The following is a 17,188-nucleotide window of genomic DNA, read 5'->3' as shown; positions in this document are numbered from 1 at the left end:
GTGCGCAGCGCCTACCGTGAGAACGTTGTCTCGTGAACCGCCTCGGCTCCGCCACGTCCCCCTACCTCCTCCAGCACGCGGACAACCCGGTCGACTGGTGGGAGTGGGGGCCGGAGGCGTTTGCTGAGGCCAAGCGCCGCAACGTCCCGATCCTCCTCAGCGTCGGGTACGCCGCCTGCCACTGGTGCCACGTGATGGCGCATGAGTCCTTCGAGGACCAGGCGACGGCGGACTACCTGAACGAGCACTACGTGAGCATCAAGGTCGACCGCGAGGAGCGGCCGGACGTGGATGCCGTCTACATGCAGGCGACCACGGCGATGACCGGCCAGGGTGGGTGGCCGATGACGGTGGTGATGGACCACGAGGGGGCGCCGTTCTTCGCGGGGACCTACCTGCCGGACCAGCCGCGACACGGGTCGCCGTCGTTCACGCAGGTGCTGCGGGCGCTGAGCAACGCGTGGGAGACCAAGGGCGAGGACGTCCGTACGACGGCGAGCAACGTCGCCGAGCACCTACGGCGGGAGGCGAGCCTGCCGTCGTACGCCGTCACCGGTGAGCGGATCGAGGCTGCGGTGGCGACGCTGGCCAGCGAGTTCGACGCGATGGCGGGTGGGTTCGGGAACGCACCGAAGTTCCCGCCGACGATGGTGCTGGAGTTCCTGCGGAGGGTCTCGACAGGCTCGACCAACGGGGTCTCGACAGGCTCGACCAGCGGGGGCTCGACCAGCGGGGACTCGCGCCACATGCTGGCCCGTACGACGGCCGCGATGGCCGGGAGCGGGATGTACGACCAGGTGGGCGGCGGGTTCGCGCGGTACGCCGTGGACCGCGGCTGGGTGGTGCCGCACTTCGAGAAGATGCTCTACGACAACGCCCAGCTGGTCGGTCTCTACGCGCGCCTTGGCACCGAGCAGGGCGACCGGGTCGCGACCGAGACCGCCGACTTCCTGCTCCGCGAGCTGCGCACCGAGCAGGGCGGGTTCGCCTCGGCGCTCGACGCGGACAGCCCGATCGAGGCGGGCGGGCACGCGGAGGAGGGCCTGTTCTACGTGTGGACGCCGACGCAGCTCGTCGCCGAGCTCGGGCCGGACGAGGGGGCGTGGGCGGCGGAGCTGTTCGGGGTGACGGCGGAGGGCACCTTCGAGCACGGTACGTCGACCCTCCAGCTCCGCCACTACCCGGCGGACGACGACGGCCGACAGCGCCTGGCCGACGTCCGCCAGGTGCTGTACGCCGCCCGCGAGAAGCGTCCGCGCCCGGCCCGCGACGACAAGGTGGTCGCGGCGTGGAACGGCCTGGCGATCAGTGGGCTCGTGGACGCGGCCCGCCGCCTCGGCCGCCCCGGCTACCTCACCGCCGCCCAGGAGGCGGGCGAGCTCCTGCTGCGCCTCCACCTCGACGGGACCAGGCTGCTGCGCGTCTCCCGGGACGGCGTGGCCGGTGCACACGCGGGTGTCCTGGAGGACTACGGGTGCGTGGCCTCGGGCTTCCTGGCCCTCGCCCAGGCCACGGCCGACCCGCGGTGGCTCACCGCCGCGACGAGCCTGATCGACACCGCGCTCGACGGATTCACGGCCGAGGACGGCGGGTTCTTCGACACCCACCGCGACGCCGAGACCCTGGTGACCCGGCCGCGCGACCCGGGCGACAACGCCAGCCCGAGCGGGCTCAGCGCCCTGGTGCACGCGCTCGTCGAGGCGCACGCGGTGACGGGGGAGGGCCGCTACCGCGACGCCGCGGAGGCGGCGGTCAGCACCGTCGCGGTGCTCGCCGAGAAGGCGCCGCGCTTCGCGGGCTGGTCGCTGGCGGCGGCGGTGACGATGCTCGACGGACCGCTCGAGGTCGCGGTCGTCGGTCCGGCCGGAGCCGAGCGCGACGCCCTGGAGCGCAAGGCCCTCACGATCCCCGGCGCGGTCGTGGTCGCCGCCGAGGGGCCGGTCGAGGGCATCCCCCTGCTCGACGCCCGTACGACGGTCGAGGGCCGCCCGGCGGCGTACGTCTGCCGGGGCTTCGTGTGCGAGCGCCCGGTGACGACGCCGGAGGAGATCAGTGTCTGAGCGCTGGCGCAGCGGCCTGGTGCTGCTGATCAGCACGGTCGTGCTCGCGGCCATGGTCTTCGTCGGCCCCGGCGACGAGCTGGCGGCGTTCCGGCGGGTGTTCGGGATCGGGCAGGACCCGTTGGGCGACCCAGCCGACGTCCCACCCGGCGGGACCTACGCCTTCCTGCAGACCCAGCGCGGCGACGCGGACGAGCCCGTCGCGTGGAGCCCGTGCCGTGAGATCCGCTACCAGGTCAACCCCGACGGCGCCCCCGGCAGCGCGAACGACGCCGAGGAGCTCGTCGCCGACGCGGTCGCCGACGTCTCCCAGATCACCGGCCTGCGCTTCGACTACCTCGGCCGCACCGACCGCCGTCCCTCCTGGAAGGCCGACCTGGTGCCGATGGGGCGCAAGGAGCCGGTGCTCATCGCGTGGGCGGACGAGGACGAGGTCGAGGAGCTGGAGGGCAACGTCGCCGGCGTCGGTGGCGCGGTCGCGCAGTCGAGCGGCGCGGACGGCTGGTTCCGCTACGTCACCGGGCAGGTCACCCTCGACTCCGAGGTCTACGACGACCTGGACGACGAGCGCGGCGGCGAGGAGCAGATGCGCGCGATCCTGCTCCACGAGCTGGGCCACCTGGTGGGCCTCGACCACGTCGACTCCCCGGCCGAGCTGATGTACGCCGACAACGTCGGCCAGCCCGACTTCGCCACCGGCGACCGCAACGGCCTGGTCGCGCTCGGGCGGGGCCGCTGCTGATGCGCGTCCCTTCGGGCATGGCGCCGATCGCCATCCAGCCGGACCGCTTCCACGACGGCGGCACCGACACCGAGCCCGCGGACCCCTCGAGCCCGCCGCGGATCGTGCTGGAGCGGGTCCTGGTCGGCGACGTGCACCGGCGCACGGAGAGCTTCCGGATGCTGCGCCGGATCGCCTACCGCGACCGCGAGCACGGCGTCCTGCTCGTCCCCAAGGACCTCGGCACCTTCGAGACCGACCTGACCTCGGTGCCGACGCTCTTCACCTGGCTGGTGCCGCGCACCGGGCGCCACCTCCCGCCGGCCCTGCTGCACGACGGCCTGGTGCACGGGCGCCACGAGGAGCCGACGTACGTCGCGACGGCGGGCGACGTCATCGACCGGGTCGAGGCCGACCGGGTGTTCCGTGCCGCGATGCGCGACACCGACACCGGTCTGGTCCGCTCGTGGCTGATCTGGTCGGCGGTCACCCTCGGCACGATCCGTGCCGGTTCGACCGCCTGGTCGCGGGCCACCCACCTGCGCTATCTGCTCGCCGCGGCGGCCTCCCTGCTGGTCGTCGCGGTGCTCGGCGTGCTCGCGACGCTGGACCTGTTCGACGTCGTCGACCCGCTGCCGTGGATGGGGGAGCGCTCGACGGGGACCGAGCTCGTGGGCGGGCTGGCGGGGGCGGTCGTCGTGCCGCTGCTGCTGGGGCTGACCTGGGGCCGCTTCGCCGTCGCGGGTGCGATCAGCGGGATCGCGCTGGCGGTGCTGCTGCACGTCACCGTGGTGCTCGCGCTGCTCACCGCGGCCTACCAGGGCGCGGAGTGGCTGGCGCGCCGCCGCCCGCTCGCGGCGGGCGCCGCGGCAGCGGCCGTCGTGTTCGCGCTGTTCGTGCTCGTGGTCCTGCTGGTGGGACCGTTCCGCTAGGGGTAGGTCGCGCAGTACCGTCGGCAGGTGACCAGCACCGAGGCCCCGGCCGCCACGACGTTCGAATCGCTCGACCCCGCCACCGGTGAGGTCGTCGGCACCCATCCGATCCACAGCGTCGCCGACGTCGAGGCAGCCGTCGCGACCGCGCGCAAGGAAGCCGAGCGCTGGCGTGCCCTCGGCTTCGACGGCCGCAAGAAGGCGCTGGTGAAGTGGCGCAAGGTGATCGCCCGCCGGATGGACGAGCTCGCCGCGCTGATGGCCCGCGAGACCGGTAAGCCGACCGGTGACGCGCTCCTGGAGACCGCGCTCGCGATCGACCACCTCGCCTGGGCGGCCGGCCACGCGGAGAAGGTGCTCAAGCGGCGCAGCGTCTCCCCGGGCCTGCTGATGGTCAACCAGGCCGCGAGCGTGGAGTACCGACCGCTCGGCGTGGTCGGCGTCATCGGCCCCTGGAACTACCCCGTCTTCACCCCGATGGGCTCGATCGCCTACGCCCTCGCGGCCGGCAACACGGTCGTCTTCAAACCCTCGGAGTACACCCCCGGCGTCGGTGAGTGGCTCGCCGCCACCTTCCGCGAGGCCGTCGGTCACCCGGTGTTCCAGGTCGTCACCGGCTACGGCGAGACCGGCGCCGCGCTGACCACCGCCGGCGTCGACAAGGTCGCCTTCACCGGCTCGACCGCCACCGGCAAGCGAGTCATGGCCGCCTGCGCGCAGACCCTGACGCCGGTCGTCATCGAGGCCGGCGGCAAGGACGCGCTCCTCGTCGCCGAGGACGCCGACCTCGACGAGGCCGCCGAGGCCGCGCTGTGGGGCGCCGCCGCCAACGCCGGGCAGACCTGCGCCGGCGTCGAGCGGGTCTACGTCCACGACCGGGTCTACGACGCCTTCCTCGACCGCCTCGTCGTGGAGGCCCGCAAGCTCAAGGCCGAGCCCGGTGGCCAGGTCGGCCCGATCACCATGCCCTCGCAGGTCGACATCATCCGCCGCCACATCGACGACGCGCTCGCCCGAGGCGGGCGCGCCCTGGTCGGCGGCCCGGTGCCCGAGGGCGCCCGCTTCGTGCAGCCGACCGTGCTCGTCGACGTACCGGAGGACTCCTCGGCGGTGCAGGAGGAGACCTTCGGCCCGACCGTCACGGTCAGCCGGGTGGCGAACATGGACGAGGCGATCGAGCGCGCCAACGGCACCCGCTACGCGCTCGGCTCGACGGTGTTCTCCAAGGAGCACGGCATGGAGATCGCCGAGCGGCTGCGCGCCGGGATGACCGCGATCAACGGGGTGATCTCCTTCGCCGGCATCCCGACGCTGCCCTTCGGCGGCGTCGGCGACTCCGGCTTCGGCCGCATCCACGGGCCGGACGGGCTGCGCGAGTTCACCTACCCGCACGCGATCGCGCGGCAGCGGTTCAAGCCGGCGATCGCGCTGACCACCTTCCGTCGTACGGCGAAGGAGGAGCAGCAGCTCACGAAGGTGGTGCGGGGGCTCTACGGCCGCGGGAAGAAGTAGCCCCACCGGCGAGACAGATCACCACGAGGCCACCCACCACCGTGGCCACGCCGATGTGCTCGCCCAGCAGGAGCCCGGCCCACAGCAGGCTGAGCACCGGCTGGCCGAGCTGCACCTGGCTGACCTGGGCCATCGGGCCGAGCGCGAGCCCGCGGTACCACGCGAAGAAGCCGAGGTACATGCTCACCACCGCCAGGTAGGCGAAGCACGCCCACGCGGTCGGTGAGCCCGTCGGCGGCTCGCGTACGACGCTGACCAGGGTCAGGGTCGCCATCACCGGGCTCGCCACGACGAGCGCCCAGGAGATGGTCTGCCAGGAGCCGAGCTCGCGGGTGAGCAGCCCGCCCTCGGCGTAGCCCATCGCGCAGACCAGCACCGCCGCGAACAGCAGCAGGTCCGCCCGGTGCAGCTGGTCGATGCCGCCGCCCTGGGCGACGGCGAAGCCGACGGCCGCGAGCGCGCCGAGGGCGGAGAACACCCAGAACGCACGCACCGGCCGCTCGCCCGTGCGCAGGACCGCGAGCACGGCGGTCGCTGCCGGCAGCAGGGCGATGACGACGACGCCGTGGCTGGCCGGCACCTCGGTGAGGGCGTACGTCGTCAGGAGCGGGAAGCCCGCCACCACGCCGGTCGCGACCACGGCCAGGCGCAGCCACTGGCAGCCGCGGGGGAGCGCCTGGCGGGTGAGGGCGAGCGCGAGCCCGGCGAGGGCCGCGGCGACGACGGCGCGACCGGCGCCGATGAACAGCGGCGAGAGGTCGGCGACCGCGAGCCGGCTCAGCGGCACGGTGAAGGAGAAGGCGGCGACACCGAGGACGCCCCAGCCGAGGCCGGCCGGGAGGCTGGATAGCAGGTGCCGTCGATGGACGTTAGCGCTACTCTGTGCTGACATGAGCAACGATAGCAGTGATCGGATCCTCGCAGAGCTGCGGACCTGGATCCGGGACGCGCCGACCGGCGCCCAGCTGCCGTCGAGCCGCGCCCTCGTCAGGGAGCACGCCGCCAGCCCGGTCACCGTGCAGAAGGCGCTGCGCCGGCTGGTGGCCGAGGGACTGGTGGAGTCCCGGCCGGGGGTCGGCTCCTTCGTGCGCGCCGTGCGCCCTAGCCGCGGCGCTGACTTCGGCTGGCAGACCGCCGCCCTGCGCACGCCGCGCGCCCGGCTCACCGCGCTCGCCGGCCCGCTGCGGGAGGCGCCGGCCGGCGCCATCGCCCTGCACGCGGGCTATCCCGGGCCGGACCTGCTGCCCGAGCGACTGGTCCGCACCGCACTGGTGCGCGCCGCGCGCAGTGCCGCGGCGACCGGCCGCGCTCCCGCCGCGGGGCTGCCGGAGCTGCGGGCCTGGTTCGCCACCGAGCTCGCCGACGCGACCCCGAGCCACCTCGCGGCGGTCACCGCGGCCGACGTCGTCGTCGCGCCCGGCAGCCAGAGCGCGCTGTCCTCGATCTTCCGGGCCCTGGTCGCGCCGGGCCGGCCGCTGCTGGTCGAGTCGCCGACGTACTGGGGTGCGATCCAGGCCGCCCAGCAGGCGGGCGTCGAGGTGGTGCCCGTGCCGGCGGGGCCCGACGGGCCCGACCCCGACGACCTGGACCGGGCGTTCCGGGAGACCGGGGCGCGGGCGTTCTACGCCCAGCCGTCCTTCGCCAACCCGACCGGCGTGCAGTGGAGCACCGCCCGCGCGGAGGAGGTGCTCGCGGTCGTGCGCCACCACGGCGCCTTCCTCGTCGACGACGACTGGGCGCACGACTTCGGCATCGACAGCGACCCGCGCCCGGTCGCCGCGCTCGACGACGCCGGGCACGTGGTCTACCTGCGCACGCTGACCAAGAGCGTCTCGCCAGCGGTGCGGGTCGCCGCCGTGATCGCGCGGGGACCGGCGCGGGAGCGGATCCTGGGCGACCGGGCGGCGGAGTCGATGTACGTCAGCGGGCTGCTCCAGCAGGCCGCGCTGGAGGTGGTCAGCGACCCCGGCTGGCGCAGCCACCTGCGCCGGCTGCGGGTGCAGCTGCGCGAGCGGCGGGCGCTGCTGCTGGACGCGGTGCGCTCCGTGCCGGGGGTGAGCGTGGACGTCGTACCGCCGGGAGGACTGCACCTGTGGGCACGGCTGCCCGACGGCACCGACGTCGACCGGCTGGCGCGCGACTGCGCGGCCCGGGGGGTGTGGGTCTCCGGGGGCGACGAGTGGTTCCCGGCGGAGCCGTCCGGGGCCTTCCTGCGGCTCACCTTCACCGGCCCGGAGCCGGCCGGCTATCCGGAGGCGGCCCGGGTGATCGGCGACGCGTTGGCGGCCGACCCGGGCTCAGCGCGCACCTAGGGGGTCCAGGGCACCGGCACGCTTGAGGAGCGGCGCGCCGAGGGTGCCGTGGACGAGGACCGAGGCGGCGATGGTGAAGCCGACCGTCGACCACATCCAGTCCGAGACGAGCGTGGGCGCCTCGCCGGCGGCGTAGGCGAGGTAGTAGACCGACCCGATCCCGCGGACCCCGAAGAACGCCGCCGCCCAGCGCTGCGGGCGCTCGAGGCGGGTGTCGCGCACCAGTGCCAGCACCCCGGCCGCGGGCCGGACGATGAGGATGAGCGCCAGGCCGGCGGCGACCCCGCGCGCGTCGAGGTCGGCGAGCAGGCCGCGGCTGATCGCGATGCCGAGGACCAGCAGGAGCAGCAGCGTCAGCAGGCGCTCCAGCCGCTCGACGACCTCGTGCATGGCGGCGTGGTAGTCGTGGCTGCGCTCGGCCGAGCGGAAGGTCATCGCACAGGCGAAGACGGCGAGAAAGCCGTAGCCGTGGGCGACCTCGGCCGCGCCGTACGCCGTGACGAGGGCGGCGAGCGCGGTCAGCGACTCGCCCCGCTCGGCCACCCGGAGCGAGGCGACCCGCGAGCGGAAGGCGACCCGGGCCAGGGTGTGGCCGACCGCGATCCCGATCGCGACGCCGACGACGACCTTGCCGACGCCCTGCCACGCGAGCCAGGCGGCCCACTCGGCGGGGCTGGTGTGCCCGAGCGCGACGAAGATCGCGGCGTACACGAACGGGAAGGCGAGTGCGTCATTCAGCCCGGCCTCGCTGGTCAGGGTGAAGCGCAGCTCGTCGGGCTCCTCGATCTCGTGCTCGTCGGAGGTCTGCGGCCCCGCGACCTGGACGTCGGAGGCGAGGACCGGGTCGGTGGGTGCCAGCGCGGACCCCAGCAGCAGCGCGGCGCCGAGCCCGAGGCCCAGGGTCAGCCCCAGCACCGTCATCGCGGCGATCGTCAGCGGCATCGCGATGCCGAGCATCCGCCAGGTCGAGCCCCACGCACGCCACGTGCCCGGCCGGCGCAGGCTCAACGGCCGGTCGAGGGCGAGGCCCACCCCCATCAGCGACACGATCACGGCGAGCTCGGTGGTGTGCTCGATGACGCCCCGGTTGGCGGCCGGGTCGAGCGGCAACCCGTCGGGCAGGGGCGTCAGCCCGATGACGAGGCCCACCGTCAGCAGCACCATCGGCGCCGAGACCGCCCAGCGGTGCAGGAGCGCGGGCAGCACGATGGCCAGCAGCAGGCTGAAGCCGGCGACGAGGTAGACGACGTCGGCCGTCACGGGCGGCCCCTCGGGGGCGTTCGGTCGTGGGTCATGGACGGGCGTTACCCGCCCGCGCTCACCTCACCTGCTCAGACGGTGTAGCTCTTGAAGACGTGCACGCCGTCGTGGGCGCCGGACGAGCTGGCCCGGTTGGTGTTGAAGTAGAGCCGGCCGCCGCTGAGCCCGACGCCCTCGATCTCGAACTTGGAGTACGCCGAGGAGGTGATCCGGAAGGACAGGTCCTTGTCGGACGTGGCGGTCGTGGTCCGTGCCGACGTGATCGAGCGGTAGACGAGCACGATGCTGCGGTTGTCCTTCGTCAGCGGGACGTAGAGCGTCTGGTTCGCCGCGTCGTAGTAGACGCCCTGGTGGGAGAACGAGCCGAGGTCGGACACCGTCGCACCGTTGACGAGGGCGCCCTCGACGTCGAGCAGGAACGCCTTGGTGATCGCGATCGTCCCGCTGTCGGCCCGCAGCGGCAGCGTGCCGTTGTAGACCTGGCGGCCGGACTTGAAGAAGAACCGGATGGTCGTGCTGCTCACCGCGACCCGGGTGACGCCCGACGGCGCGGCGACCGCTCCGTCGAGGGTGATCTTGTAGGAGCCGACCTTGTAGTAGGTCGTGCCGTCGTAGCGCAGCTTCACCAGCTGGGCGCCGGTCTTCTCCATGGTGACCACGAAGAAGTGGTGCTTGCCGTCGATGTCGACGATCGTCATGTCGTTGGCGTGGCCGAGCCAGGTGTTGTAGGCCCGCTTGTCGGTGCCGTTGGTCATCACGACCCGGTCGCCGGTCGACTTGTTCACGCGGTAGATCACCGCGCGCCCGTCGTCGCTCGTCCGGTTCTTCACCGAGTAGAGGTACGTCGAGCCGGCCGCGAAGGCCTGGGCGCCCGTCGTGTCGCTGGTGTCGGGCGTGGCAGCGACGTCGTCGTAGGTGTTGTAGTAGGCCGCGTGGGCGGGGGAGCCGGGGAGGACGGCGAGACCCGCGACGAGCGCGACGAGGGCGATGACCCGAGACAGGATGCGCATGGCAGTGCTGCTGCCCCGTGCGGGTCGGGCTCAAACGGTCTCGACCGGCTCGACCGGCGGGGCCGGCTCGACCGGCGGGGCCGGGTCAGGCGGCGCCGCTCGGCCCGCGGCCGGCGTTCAGGATCGAGATCTTCTGCCAGATCTTCCGCTCCAGCGACACCGTCAGCGTCTCGACCGTGCTCACCGTGTCGAGCACGATCGCGTCGCGCGACTCCTCCGCGCACAGCGCCGCGGCCTTGCCGATCAGGCTGAGCGCCTCCGAGCAGTAGTCGAGGTAGTGCTCCAGCTCGTCGGGGTCCAGGTCCATCGGCACGCTGCGCTCGGTCGGGCTGAACGACGAGCGCAGCCGCTCGGGGTCCTTGGTGAGCTGGTGCATGTCCACGATGTGCGCCATCGAGCGCAGCCGGTGCAGGAGGTCGAGCAGGCCGGCGCGCTGCAGCCGCTCAGGGACGGAGTAGAGGAACCAGATCGCGAGCGCCGCGAACACCAGGTCGTTGACGCCGCTCTCCAGCAGCGGCACCCACTCCAGGCCCTGGTCGGGCGCGTCGGCGACGGCCGCGCGCACCGCGAGGACGAGCAGCGCGAGAGTGGCCGCGAGGACGGCGAGGATGCCGATCCGCGACGCCGGCCGCAGCCAGGAGCGGCGCCCCCGCGCGCTCTCGGTCGAGGAGGCGACCTCGGAGACCAGGTCGGCGAGCTGGCCGACCACGCGGTGCAGCCCGCGGCCGGGGAAGCGCGCCTCGATCCGCTGCTCCAGGCGCTGCACGGTGGCCAGGACCGGGGCGGCCTGCACCTTCTCCAGGGACGACACGAGGCGTAAGCCTACGATGGATCTCATGGCTCTCGCCGTGCTCGACTGCGCCCACTTCACGGCGGGGGAGTGCCGGTCCTGCACCTGGCTCGGGCGCCGGTACGACGACCAGCTCCTCGCCAAGGACGCCGCCGCCCGCGCGCTGGTCGACGCCCCCGGCCTGGCCTGGGAGAGCCCGCTCACCAGTCGCCCGCACGGCTTCCGCAACAAGGCGAAGATGGTCGTCGGCGGCACCGCCACGGCGCCCACGCTCGGCATCCTCGACCCGACCGGTGCGGGCGTCGACCTGCGCGACTGCGCCCTGCACACGCCCGGCATCGAGGCGGCACTGCCGGTGCTGGCCGAGCTCGTCACGCGCGCGGACCTGACGCCGTACGACGTGGGCTCGGCGCTGCCGGTCAGCCGGCGCGGCGAGCTCAAGCACGTGCTGGTGACCGAGTCCCCGGACGGCGAGCTGATGGTGCGCCTGGTGCTCCGCTCGACGGCCACCGAGGCGCGGGTGCGCAAGCACCTGCCGTGGCTGCGCGAGCGGCTGCCGCAGCTGCGGGTGCTCACCCTCAACATCCAGCCCGAGCACCGTGCGGTGCTCGAGGGCGAGCGCGAGGTCGTGCTCACCGAGGCCGAGACGCTGCCGATGCGGCTGGGCGGGCCGGACGGGATCGTGCTGCACCTGCGCCCGCGCAGCTTCTTCCAGACCAACACCGACGTGGCCGCCGCGCTCTACGGGCTGGCCGTGACGTGGACCGCCGACCTGGCACCGCGGCGCGTGGTGGACCTCTACTGCGGGGTCGGCGGCTTCGCGCTGCACCTGGCCGCGCCGGGCCGCAGGGTCACCGGGATCGAGATCAGTGCCGACGCGATCGCGAGTGCCGAGCGCTCCCGCGACGAGGCGGGCCTGCCGGGCGAGATCACCTTCGCCACGGGCGATGCGACCTCGCCCGAGCACGCGGCGCTGGTCGCGGACGCCGACCTGGTCGTGGTCAACCCGCCCCGGCGCGGGCTCGGCCCCGCGCTGGCCCGCCGCCTGGAGGAGTCGGGTGTGCGGCACGTGCTCTACTCCAGCTGCAACCCGGAGACGCTGGCGCGCGACCTGGCCGACCTGGCGTCGTACGTCCCGGTCCGGGGACGCCTGCTCGACATGTTCCCGCAGACCCCGCACGCGGAGGTGCTGGTCTTGCTGCAGCGGGTGGGTCAGCGCAGCGAGTAGGTCGCGAGCGAGACCCCGACGTAGTGCACCGTGAACGCGGCGATGGTGAAGCCGTGGAAGATCTCGTGGAAGCCGAACACCCGCGGCGACGGGTTCGGCCACTTGAAGCCATAGACCAGGCCGCCCACCGTGTAGAGCGCGCCGCCGACGACGATCAGCACGAAGATCGCGATCCCGATGCCGAGACCGAGCGCGGTCGCGCCGTCGAAGAAGGCGGGGATGAAGAAGATCGCCGCCCAGCCGAGCGCGATGTAGATCGGCGCCGAGAGCCAGCGGGGCGCGCCCGGCCAGAACAGCTTGAACGCGACGCCCAGCAGGGCCCCGGACCACACCACCGAGAGCATGATCACCCGCGCCGGGCCGTCGAGCAGGATCAGCGCGAACGGCGTGTAGGAACCGGCGATGAACAAGAAGATGTTCGAGTGGTCGAAGCGGTTGAGCACCTGCCAGACCTTCGGCGACCAGGTGCCGCGGTGGTAGAGCGCGGAGGTGCCGAAGAGCAGGAGCGCGGAGCCGGCGTAGAGCGCCGAGCCGACCTTGGTGGTCGCGGTCGGCGAGAGGCAGATGAGCACGATGCCGGCGGCGAGGACGAGCGGGGTGGACACGAGGTGGATCCAGCCCCGGAGCTTCGGCTTGATCTCCGCGAGGGTCTCGCTGATCTGCTCGCCGAGGTCGTCCAGCCGGGCGCGGACCTTGTCGTTCGCGTGGTGGATGGCCTGGTTCATGTCACGAGGGTACCGGCGTCCGGGAAGCGGCACGCCGGCCGGACGAGCGTGATCTCGCGCTCATCCGGCCGGCGTGGTCCGACCGATCGGAGGTGGTGCGTCAGTGCGTGTGCGGGGGCACGGTCGCGCCCTCGGACGGCTGCACGATGACGAAGCCCTGACCCTGGAAGGCGACCTGGAAGGCCTCGCCCGAGCCGCGGCCGATCAGCGAGCCCGCGGTGAAGGTGGAGCGGATCGAGGTCTGCAGGTGGGTCGACCAGGCGACCAGCGCCTGCGCATCGGCGAACGTGGGCGCCTCGGCCGGGTTGAGGACGACCGGGTCGCCGTCGGTGGTGATGGCCACCCAGCCGGTGCCGCGCAGCGTGGTGTTGAACAACCCGCCCGCGGCGATGCTGCCGCCCTTGACCCGCTCGACGTTCCAGTCGAGGCCGGCGGAGAAGGCGAGCACGTTCTTGCCGTTGACCGACAGGCCGCTGTTCTGCAGCTGCAGGATGTGCACCTCGTCGGCGGCGTCGGCGAGGAAGACGTCGCCCTGGCCCTCGACCCGCATCAGCGACAGGCCCTCGCCGGTGAAGGCCTTCTTGAGGAACTTGGCCGCGCCGCCGCCCTGGTAGGCGAAGTTGACGTTGCCCTGGTAGGCCACCATCGCGCCCTGCTTGGCCATGAACGGCTCGGTGATCCGCACCCGCAGCAGGCGCTTGTTCTGCAGCACGGCGCCGGCGCCCTCGACCTCGGTGAAGCGGCCGTCGATCAGGCTGCCGGAGATGCCGGCGAAGGCGTCGGCCGGCACCTGCACGTTGGCCGGCCCGCCGAACGACGGCGCGGGCTGCTGCTGCGCCCACGGCTGCTCGGCCGGCTGGCCCTGCGGCTGGCCCTGCGGCTGGCCCTGGGGCGCGAACTGCGCCTGCGTCGGGGCCTGCTCGGCCTGGGGGGCCGCGTCCTCGCCCTGCACCTGCCCGGCGTCGTCGGCGCCCGCGGCCGGGTCGCCGCTCAGCGGCGAGGTCGACTGGACCCCGCTGTCGGACACGTGGTCGGTCCACTGGGAGCCGTCCCAGTAGCGGAGCTCGTGGCGGCCGGTGGGGTCCGGATGCCAGGCAGCTGCGGTCATCGTCGTCGTACCTCTCTGGTTGTGGTGCCGGTCGGGCGCGACACAGCGCGTCCGTTCGGCTCATCGTGTCAGCCCGGTGGTCGCCCTGGAAGGGCGCGGGCACCGGATCCGGTTCGGCGCACCACGACGGCGGCCCGGGTGGCCTACGATCGAGAGGTGGCGGACTGGAAGCGGGGTCTACGGCGGGTTCTCTACCCCGCCTACGAGGCGCGCATGCTTCGCCGGATGCCCGACAGCCTCCCGCAGCACATCGGGGTGATGCTCGACGGCAACCGCCGGTGGGCCAAGGCGGTCGGCCGGGACACGGCGCACGGGCACCGGGCCGGCGCCGCCAACATCGAGCCGCTGCTGACCTGGTGCGACGAGGTCGGCATCAAGGTGGTCACCCTCTGGCTGCTCTCGACCGACAACCTCAACCGGCCGGCCCGCGAGCTGGAGCCGCTGCTGGAGATCATCGTCGAGGCGGTCGACTCCCTCGCCGACCAGCGCCGCTGGCGGCTGCACCCGGTGGGCGCCCTCGACCTGCTGCCCTCCTCGGCCGCCAAGCGGCTCAAGGCCGCGGCGGAGGCCACCGCCGACGTCGAGGGGATGATCGTCAACGTCGCCGTGGCCTACGGCGGGCGCCGCGAGATCGCCGACGCCGTCCGCTCCCTGCTCTCCGAGCACGCCGCGAAGGGCACCCCGCTCGACGAGCTCGCCCAGGTCATCGACATCGAGCACATCGAGGACCACCTCTACACCAAGGGCCAGCCCGACCCCGACCTCGTCATCCGTACGTCGGGGGAGCAGCGCCTCGGCGGCTTCCTGCTGTGGCAGAGCGCGAAGTCGGAGTTCTACTTCTGCGAGGCCTACTGGCCCGACTTCCGCCGGGTCGACTTCCTCCGCGCGATCCGGGCCTATGCCCAGCGCGAGCGCCGCTTCGGCTCCTAGATACGCTCGGGAGTCGTGAGCAAGCCGATCACCGAGCTGACCGTCGTCCGCAAGGAGCAGCTGACCCCGGGCATGGTCCGGATCCACTTCTCCGGCGACCTCGCCGCCTTCGCCGGCAGCGACTTCACCGACCGCTACGTCAAGCTCGTGTTCGGCGACCCCGCCGAGCTGGAGACCGGCGGCCGCCCGACCCTGCGCACCTACACCGCGCTGTCGCCCGACGTCGCCGCCGGCACCCTGGCCATCGACTTCGTCGTGCACGGTGACGAGGGCGTCGCCGGCCCCTGGGCGGCGTCCGCCGAGCCGGGCGACACGATCCCGGTCCGCGGTCCCGGTGGCGCCTACGCGCCCGACCCGGCTGCCGACTGGCACCTGCTCGCCGGTGACGAGGCCGCGATCCCGGCCATCCGCCAGGCGCTGGCGGCGCTGCCGTCCGACGCGCAGGGCTACGTCGTGCTGCAGGTCGACGCCGCGTCGTACCAGCAGGAGGTGGCGGCGCCCGCCGGTGTCGAGCTGACCTGGCTGCACCGCTCCGACCCCGCGCACCCGTCGCTGTCCGAGGCCGTGCGCGCGCTGCCGTGGCGCGAGGGCCGGGTGCACGCGTTCGTGCACGGCGAGGGCCAGGCCGTGATGCGCGAGATCCGCCCGTACCTGCTCAAGGAGCGTGCCGTCCCCCGCGACGACGTCTCCGTCTCGGCGTACTGGAAGCAGGGCCGCACCGAGGAGACCTTCCGCGAGTGGAAGTCCGCGCTGGCCGCAGAGGAGAGCACCGCATGACCAGCCCCACCCGTCTGTTCCGGACGGTCGCGATCGCCGAGGCGATCACCTGGACCGGCCTGCTGGTCGGCATGTTCTTGAAGTACGTCACCGAGACCACCGAGATGGGCGTGCGCGTCTTCGGGATGCTGCACGGCGTCGTCTTCGTCGCCTACGTCGTCACGACCGCCGTCGTGTGGGTGGACCGGCGCTGGTCCGCCGGCCGCGGGCTGCTCGCGCTGGTCGCGGCCGTCCCGCCGCTGGCGACCCTGCCGCTGGAGTGGTGGGCGGTGCGCAAGGGCTGGCTCGGCGACACCTGGCGGCTGCCGGCCGGGGCCGGCACCTCGGCGCCCGACCGCTCGGTCGCCTGGCTGCTGCGCAACCCGCTGCGCGGGCTGGCCGTGGCGGTGGCCGTCGTGGCCGTGCTGACCGGAGCCGCGCTGGTCGTGGGCCCGCCCGGCTCCTGACGGAACCGATCCCGCGCAGGCGTCGTCGCAGGAGCATGATCGATCGCCGCGACGCCCTGCGCCTGGCCCTGCTCGCCCTCGGCGCGACCGCGCTGACCTCCTGCTCGGGCGGTGGTGGCGGCAGGCCCGCGCCGCGGACCGCTGACGCCATCGAGCTGGTCTCCTCCGACGTACGACGCGCGGCGGGCGACCCCACCCTGGTCGCCCCGGTGGTCGCCGGGCTCGACGGCCTCGCCGCCGGCCTGTACGACGACCTGCGGGCCACCGGCGCCAACGTGGTCCTCTCGCCGTACTCCGTCCTGGTCGCGCTGGGCATGACCCTCGCCGGCGCGGCCGGCACCACGGCGACGGAGATGCGCCAGGTCGTCGGGGCCGGCGCTCTCGGCGAGCGCTGGCACAAGGGCGTCAACGCGCTCACCGCCACGATCGACGGGCTGGCGGGGAAGCAGGAGCGTGGCGACGGCTCGAAGGCCGAGCTCGCCCTCGCCACCGCCAACCAGCTGTTCGGCCAGCGTGGGGTGGCCTGGGAGGCGGACTTCGTGGACCTCCTGGGCAAGGAGTACGGCGCCGCGCTGCGCGGCGTCGACTTCGAGGGCGCCACCGAGCGGGCACGCACCGCGATCAACGACTGGGTCGAGCAGCAGACCGCGGACCGGATCGTCGACCTGGTCCCCGCCGGCGCGCTCGACCCGCGCACGCGGCTGGTGCTGGTCAACGCGATCTACCTCAAGGCTCCGTGGGAGGAGCCCTTCGAGAAGGGGCTGACCGAGCAGGGCGAGTTCCACCGCGCGGACGGCTCGCCGGTCACCGCCGACCTGATGCGCAACCCGTCGGCCTCCGGCACGCTCCGGACCGGCCCCGGCTGGCGCGCCCTCACCCTGCCGTACGCCGGGCGCCGCACCGCGATGACGATCGTGCTGCCCGACCCGGGCCGGTTCGCGGCGGTCGAGCAGGAGGCGGCGCGGCACGGCTTCGCGGCGTTCACGGCCGGCGGGACGCGCACCGCGATCGACCTGACCCTGCCGCGCTGGACCTTCCGCACGGCGGCCTCGCTCGTCGCCAGCCTGCAGGCGCTGGGGATGCGGGCCGCCTTCACCGACGCCGCGGACTTCACCCCGATGACGGAGGAGGAGCTCCCGCTCACCGTGTCCGACGTGCTGCACCAGGCCTTCGTCGCCGTCGACGAGGAGGGCACCGAGGCCGCGGCCGCGACGGCGGTGGTCATGGAGGCGACGGCGGTGCCGATCACCGAGGAATTCCGGGTGGACCGGCCCTTCCTCTTCACGATCCACGACACCGAGCACGGCACGCCGCTGTTCGTCGGCCGCGTGACCGACCCCACCTCCACGACGTAGCGGACACCGCGCCCGGCCTCAT

General features: G+C 73.5%; 16 protein-coding genes. 10 read left to right on the top strand and 6 right to left on the bottom strand.

The window, feature by feature from the left end; all coding sequences use genetic code 11:
• Positions 1-32: 32 nt before the first annotated feature.
• The 4 genes from MRBLML1_RS08940 to MRBLML1_RS08925 are packed head-to-tail and all read left to right on the top strand — an operon-like array spanning position 33 to position 5,225.
• A complete protein-coding gene (locus tag MRBLML1_RS08940; protein WP_364514469.1) occupies positions 33-2,060 on the top strand; it encodes a thioredoxin domain-containing protein in 2,028 nt (675 codons plus the stop codon).
• Positions 2,053-2,802 (top strand): matrixin family metalloprotease, encoded by a 750-nt coding sequence (locus MRBLML1_RS08935; RefSeq protein ID WP_364514466.1) that lies wholly within the window; start codon positions 2,053-2,055, stop codon positions 2,800-2,802. Before MRBLML1_RS08940 ends, MRBLML1_RS08935 begins: the two co-directional genes overlap by 8 nt.
• A 17-nt stretch (positions 2,803-2,819) precedes the next feature.
• The gene (locus MRBLML1_RS08930) at positions 2,820-3,713 is read left to right on the top strand and encodes a DUF1353 domain-containing protein (protein WP_364514464.1); all 894 of its coding nucleotides are present in this window, start codon (positions 2,820-2,822) and stop codon (positions 3,711-3,713) included.
• 27 nt (positions 3,714-3,740) lie between these two features.
• Positions 3,741-5,225 (top strand): aldehyde dehydrogenase family protein, encoded by a 1,485-nt coding sequence (locus MRBLML1_RS08925; protein WP_364514461.1) that lies wholly within the window; start codon positions 3,741-3,743, stop codon positions 5,223-5,225.
• Here MRBLML1_RS08925 and MRBLML1_RS08920 read toward each other — a convergent pair.
• Positions 5,182-6,117, bottom strand: a complete 936-nt coding sequence (locus tag MRBLML1_RS08920; RefSeq protein WP_364514458.1) for a DMT family transporter — start codon at positions 6,115-6,117, stop codon at positions 5,182-5,184. The two genes, MRBLML1_RS08925 and MRBLML1_RS08920, sit on opposite strands and share 44 nt — an antisense overlap.
• Between MRBLML1_RS08920 and MRBLML1_RS08915 the strand changes: the two genes are divergently transcribed.
• On the top strand, positions 6,116-7,537 hold the full coding sequence (locus tag MRBLML1_RS08915; protein ID WP_364514455.1) for a PLP-dependent aminotransferase family protein: 1,422 nt from the start codon (positions 6,116-6,118) through the stop codon (positions 7,535-7,537). The two genes, MRBLML1_RS08920 and MRBLML1_RS08915, sit on opposite strands and share 2 nt — an antisense overlap.
• Here the strand turns inward: MRBLML1_RS08915 and MRBLML1_RS08910 are convergent.
• The 3 genes from MRBLML1_RS08910 to MRBLML1_RS08900 all read right to left on the bottom strand — a co-directional run bounded on the left by MRBLML1_RS08910 (position 7,523) and on the right by MRBLML1_RS08900 (position 10,618).
• Entirely contained in the window at positions 7,523-8,797 is a 1,275-nt protein-coding gene (locus MRBLML1_RS08910; RefSeq protein ID WP_364514453.1) for a cation:proton antiporter, read from the bottom strand. The genes MRBLML1_RS08915 and MRBLML1_RS08910 overlap by 15 nt on opposite strands.
• 71 nt (positions 8,798-8,868) lie before the next feature.
• Positions 8,869-9,807 (bottom strand): hypothetical protein, encoded by a 939-nt coding sequence (locus tag MRBLML1_RS08905; protein ID WP_364514450.1) that lies wholly within the window; start codon positions 9,805-9,807, stop codon positions 8,869-8,871.
• A gap of 85 nt (positions 9,808-9,892) precedes the next feature.
• A complete protein-coding gene (locus MRBLML1_RS08900; protein WP_364514447.1) occupies positions 9,893-10,618 on the bottom strand; it encodes a hypothetical protein in 726 nt (241 codons plus the stop codon).
• Positions 10,619-10,643: 25 nt separating this feature from the next.
• On the opposite strand from MRBLML1_RS08900, the gene rlmC reads away from it, so the two are divergent.
• Positions 10,644-11,825, top strand: coding sequence for a 23S rRNA (uracil(747)-C(5))-methyltransferase RlmC (gene rlmC, locus MRBLML1_RS08895; protein ID WP_364514444.1), 1,182 nt, complete (start codon positions 10,644-10,646; stop codon positions 11,823-11,825).
• Here rlmC and trhA read toward each other — a convergent pair.
• Positions 11,810-12,550 carry a PAQR family membrane homeostasis protein TrhA gene (trhA, locus tag MRBLML1_RS08890; protein ID WP_364514442.1) on the bottom strand — a complete coding sequence of 247 codons (741 nt, stop codon included), beginning with the start codon at positions 12,548-12,550 and terminating at the stop codon, positions 11,810-11,812. The two genes, rlmC and trhA, sit on opposite strands and share 16 nt — an antisense overlap.
• Before the next feature lie 100 nt (positions 12,551-12,650).
• Positions 12,651-13,658, bottom strand: a complete 1,008-nt coding sequence (locus MRBLML1_RS08885; protein WP_364514439.1) for an AIM24 family protein — start codon at positions 13,656-13,658, stop codon at positions 12,651-12,653.
• 156 nt (positions 13,659-13,814) lie between these two features.
• Here MRBLML1_RS08885 and MRBLML1_RS08880 point away from each other — a divergent pair, with 156 nt between their 5' ends.
• From MRBLML1_RS08880 to MRBLML1_RS08865, 4 genes are read left to right on the top strand one after another with little or no spacing between them, the layout of a single operon-like run.
• The gene (locus MRBLML1_RS08880) at positions 13,815-14,588 is read left to right on the top strand and encodes an isoprenyl transferase (RefSeq protein ID WP_364514436.1); all 774 of its coding nucleotides are present in this window, start codon (positions 13,815-13,817) and stop codon (positions 14,586-14,588) included.
• A gap of 15 nt (positions 14,589-14,603) precedes the next feature.
• A complete protein-coding gene (locus MRBLML1_RS08875) occupies positions 14,604-15,365 on the top strand; it encodes a siderophore-interacting protein (RefSeq protein ID WP_364514434.1) in 762 nt (253 codons plus the stop codon).
• Positions 15,362-15,811, top strand: coding sequence for a DUF3817 domain-containing protein (locus tag MRBLML1_RS08870; RefSeq protein WP_364514431.1), 450 nt, complete (start codon positions 15,362-15,364; stop codon positions 15,809-15,811). Before MRBLML1_RS08875 ends, MRBLML1_RS08870 begins: the two co-directional genes overlap by 4 nt.
• A 35-nt stretch (positions 15,812-15,846) precedes the next feature.
• A complete protein-coding gene (locus MRBLML1_RS08865; RefSeq protein WP_364514428.1) occupies positions 15,847-17,166 on the top strand; it encodes a serpin family protein in 1,320 nt (439 codons plus the stop codon).
• The last annotated feature ends 22 nt before the right edge of the window (positions 17,167-17,188 follow it).

This window comes from Nocardioides sp. LML1-1-1.1, from assembly GCF_040676175.1.
In the GTDB taxonomy this organism is placed as follows: Bacteria; Actinomycetota; Actinomycetes; order Propionibacteriales; family Nocardioidaceae; genus Nocardioides.
The sequence above is the reverse complement of the archived record's forward strand: the minus strand, read 5'-3'. Positions and strand labels throughout refer to the sequence as shown.

Excerpts from the sequence above, each read along its gene's own strand:
- MRBLML1_RS08915 (WP_364514455.1), top strand. The coding sequence starts at position 6,116 with ATGAGCAACGATAGCAGTGATCGGATCCTCGCAGAGCTGCGGACCTGG.
- MRBLML1_RS08870 (WP_364514431.1), top strand. The coding sequence starts at position 15,362 with ATGACCAGCCCCACCCGTCTGTTCCGGACGGTCGCGATCGCCGAGGCG.
- MRBLML1_RS08885 (WP_364514439.1), bottom strand. The coding sequence starts at position 13,658 with ATGACCGCAGCTGCCTGGCATCCGGACCCCACCGGCCGCCACGAGCTC.
- MRBLML1_RS08905 (WP_364514450.1), bottom strand. The coding sequence starts at position 9,807 with ATGCGCATCCTGTCTCGGGTCATCGCCCTCGTCGCGCTCGTCGCGGGT.
- MRBLML1_RS08920 (WP_364514458.1), bottom strand. The coding sequence starts at position 6,117 with ATGTCAGCACAGAGTAGCGCTAACGTCCATCGACGGCACCTGCTATCC.
- MRBLML1_RS08930 (WP_364514464.1), top strand. The coding sequence starts at position 2,820 with ATGGCGCCGATCGCCATCCAGCCGGACCGCTTCCACGACGGCGGCACC.
- rlmC (WP_364514444.1), top strand. The coding sequence starts at position 10,644 with ATGGCTCTCGCCGTGCTCGACTGCGCCCACTTCACGGCGGGGGAGTGC.
- MRBLML1_RS08865 (WP_364514428.1), top strand. The coding sequence starts at position 15,847 with ATGATCGATCGCCGCGACGCCCTGCGCCTGGCCCTGCTCGCCCTCGGC.
- trhA (WP_364514442.1), bottom strand. The coding sequence starts at position 12,550 with ATGAACCAGGCCATCCACCACGCGAACGACAAGGTCCGCGCCCGGCTG.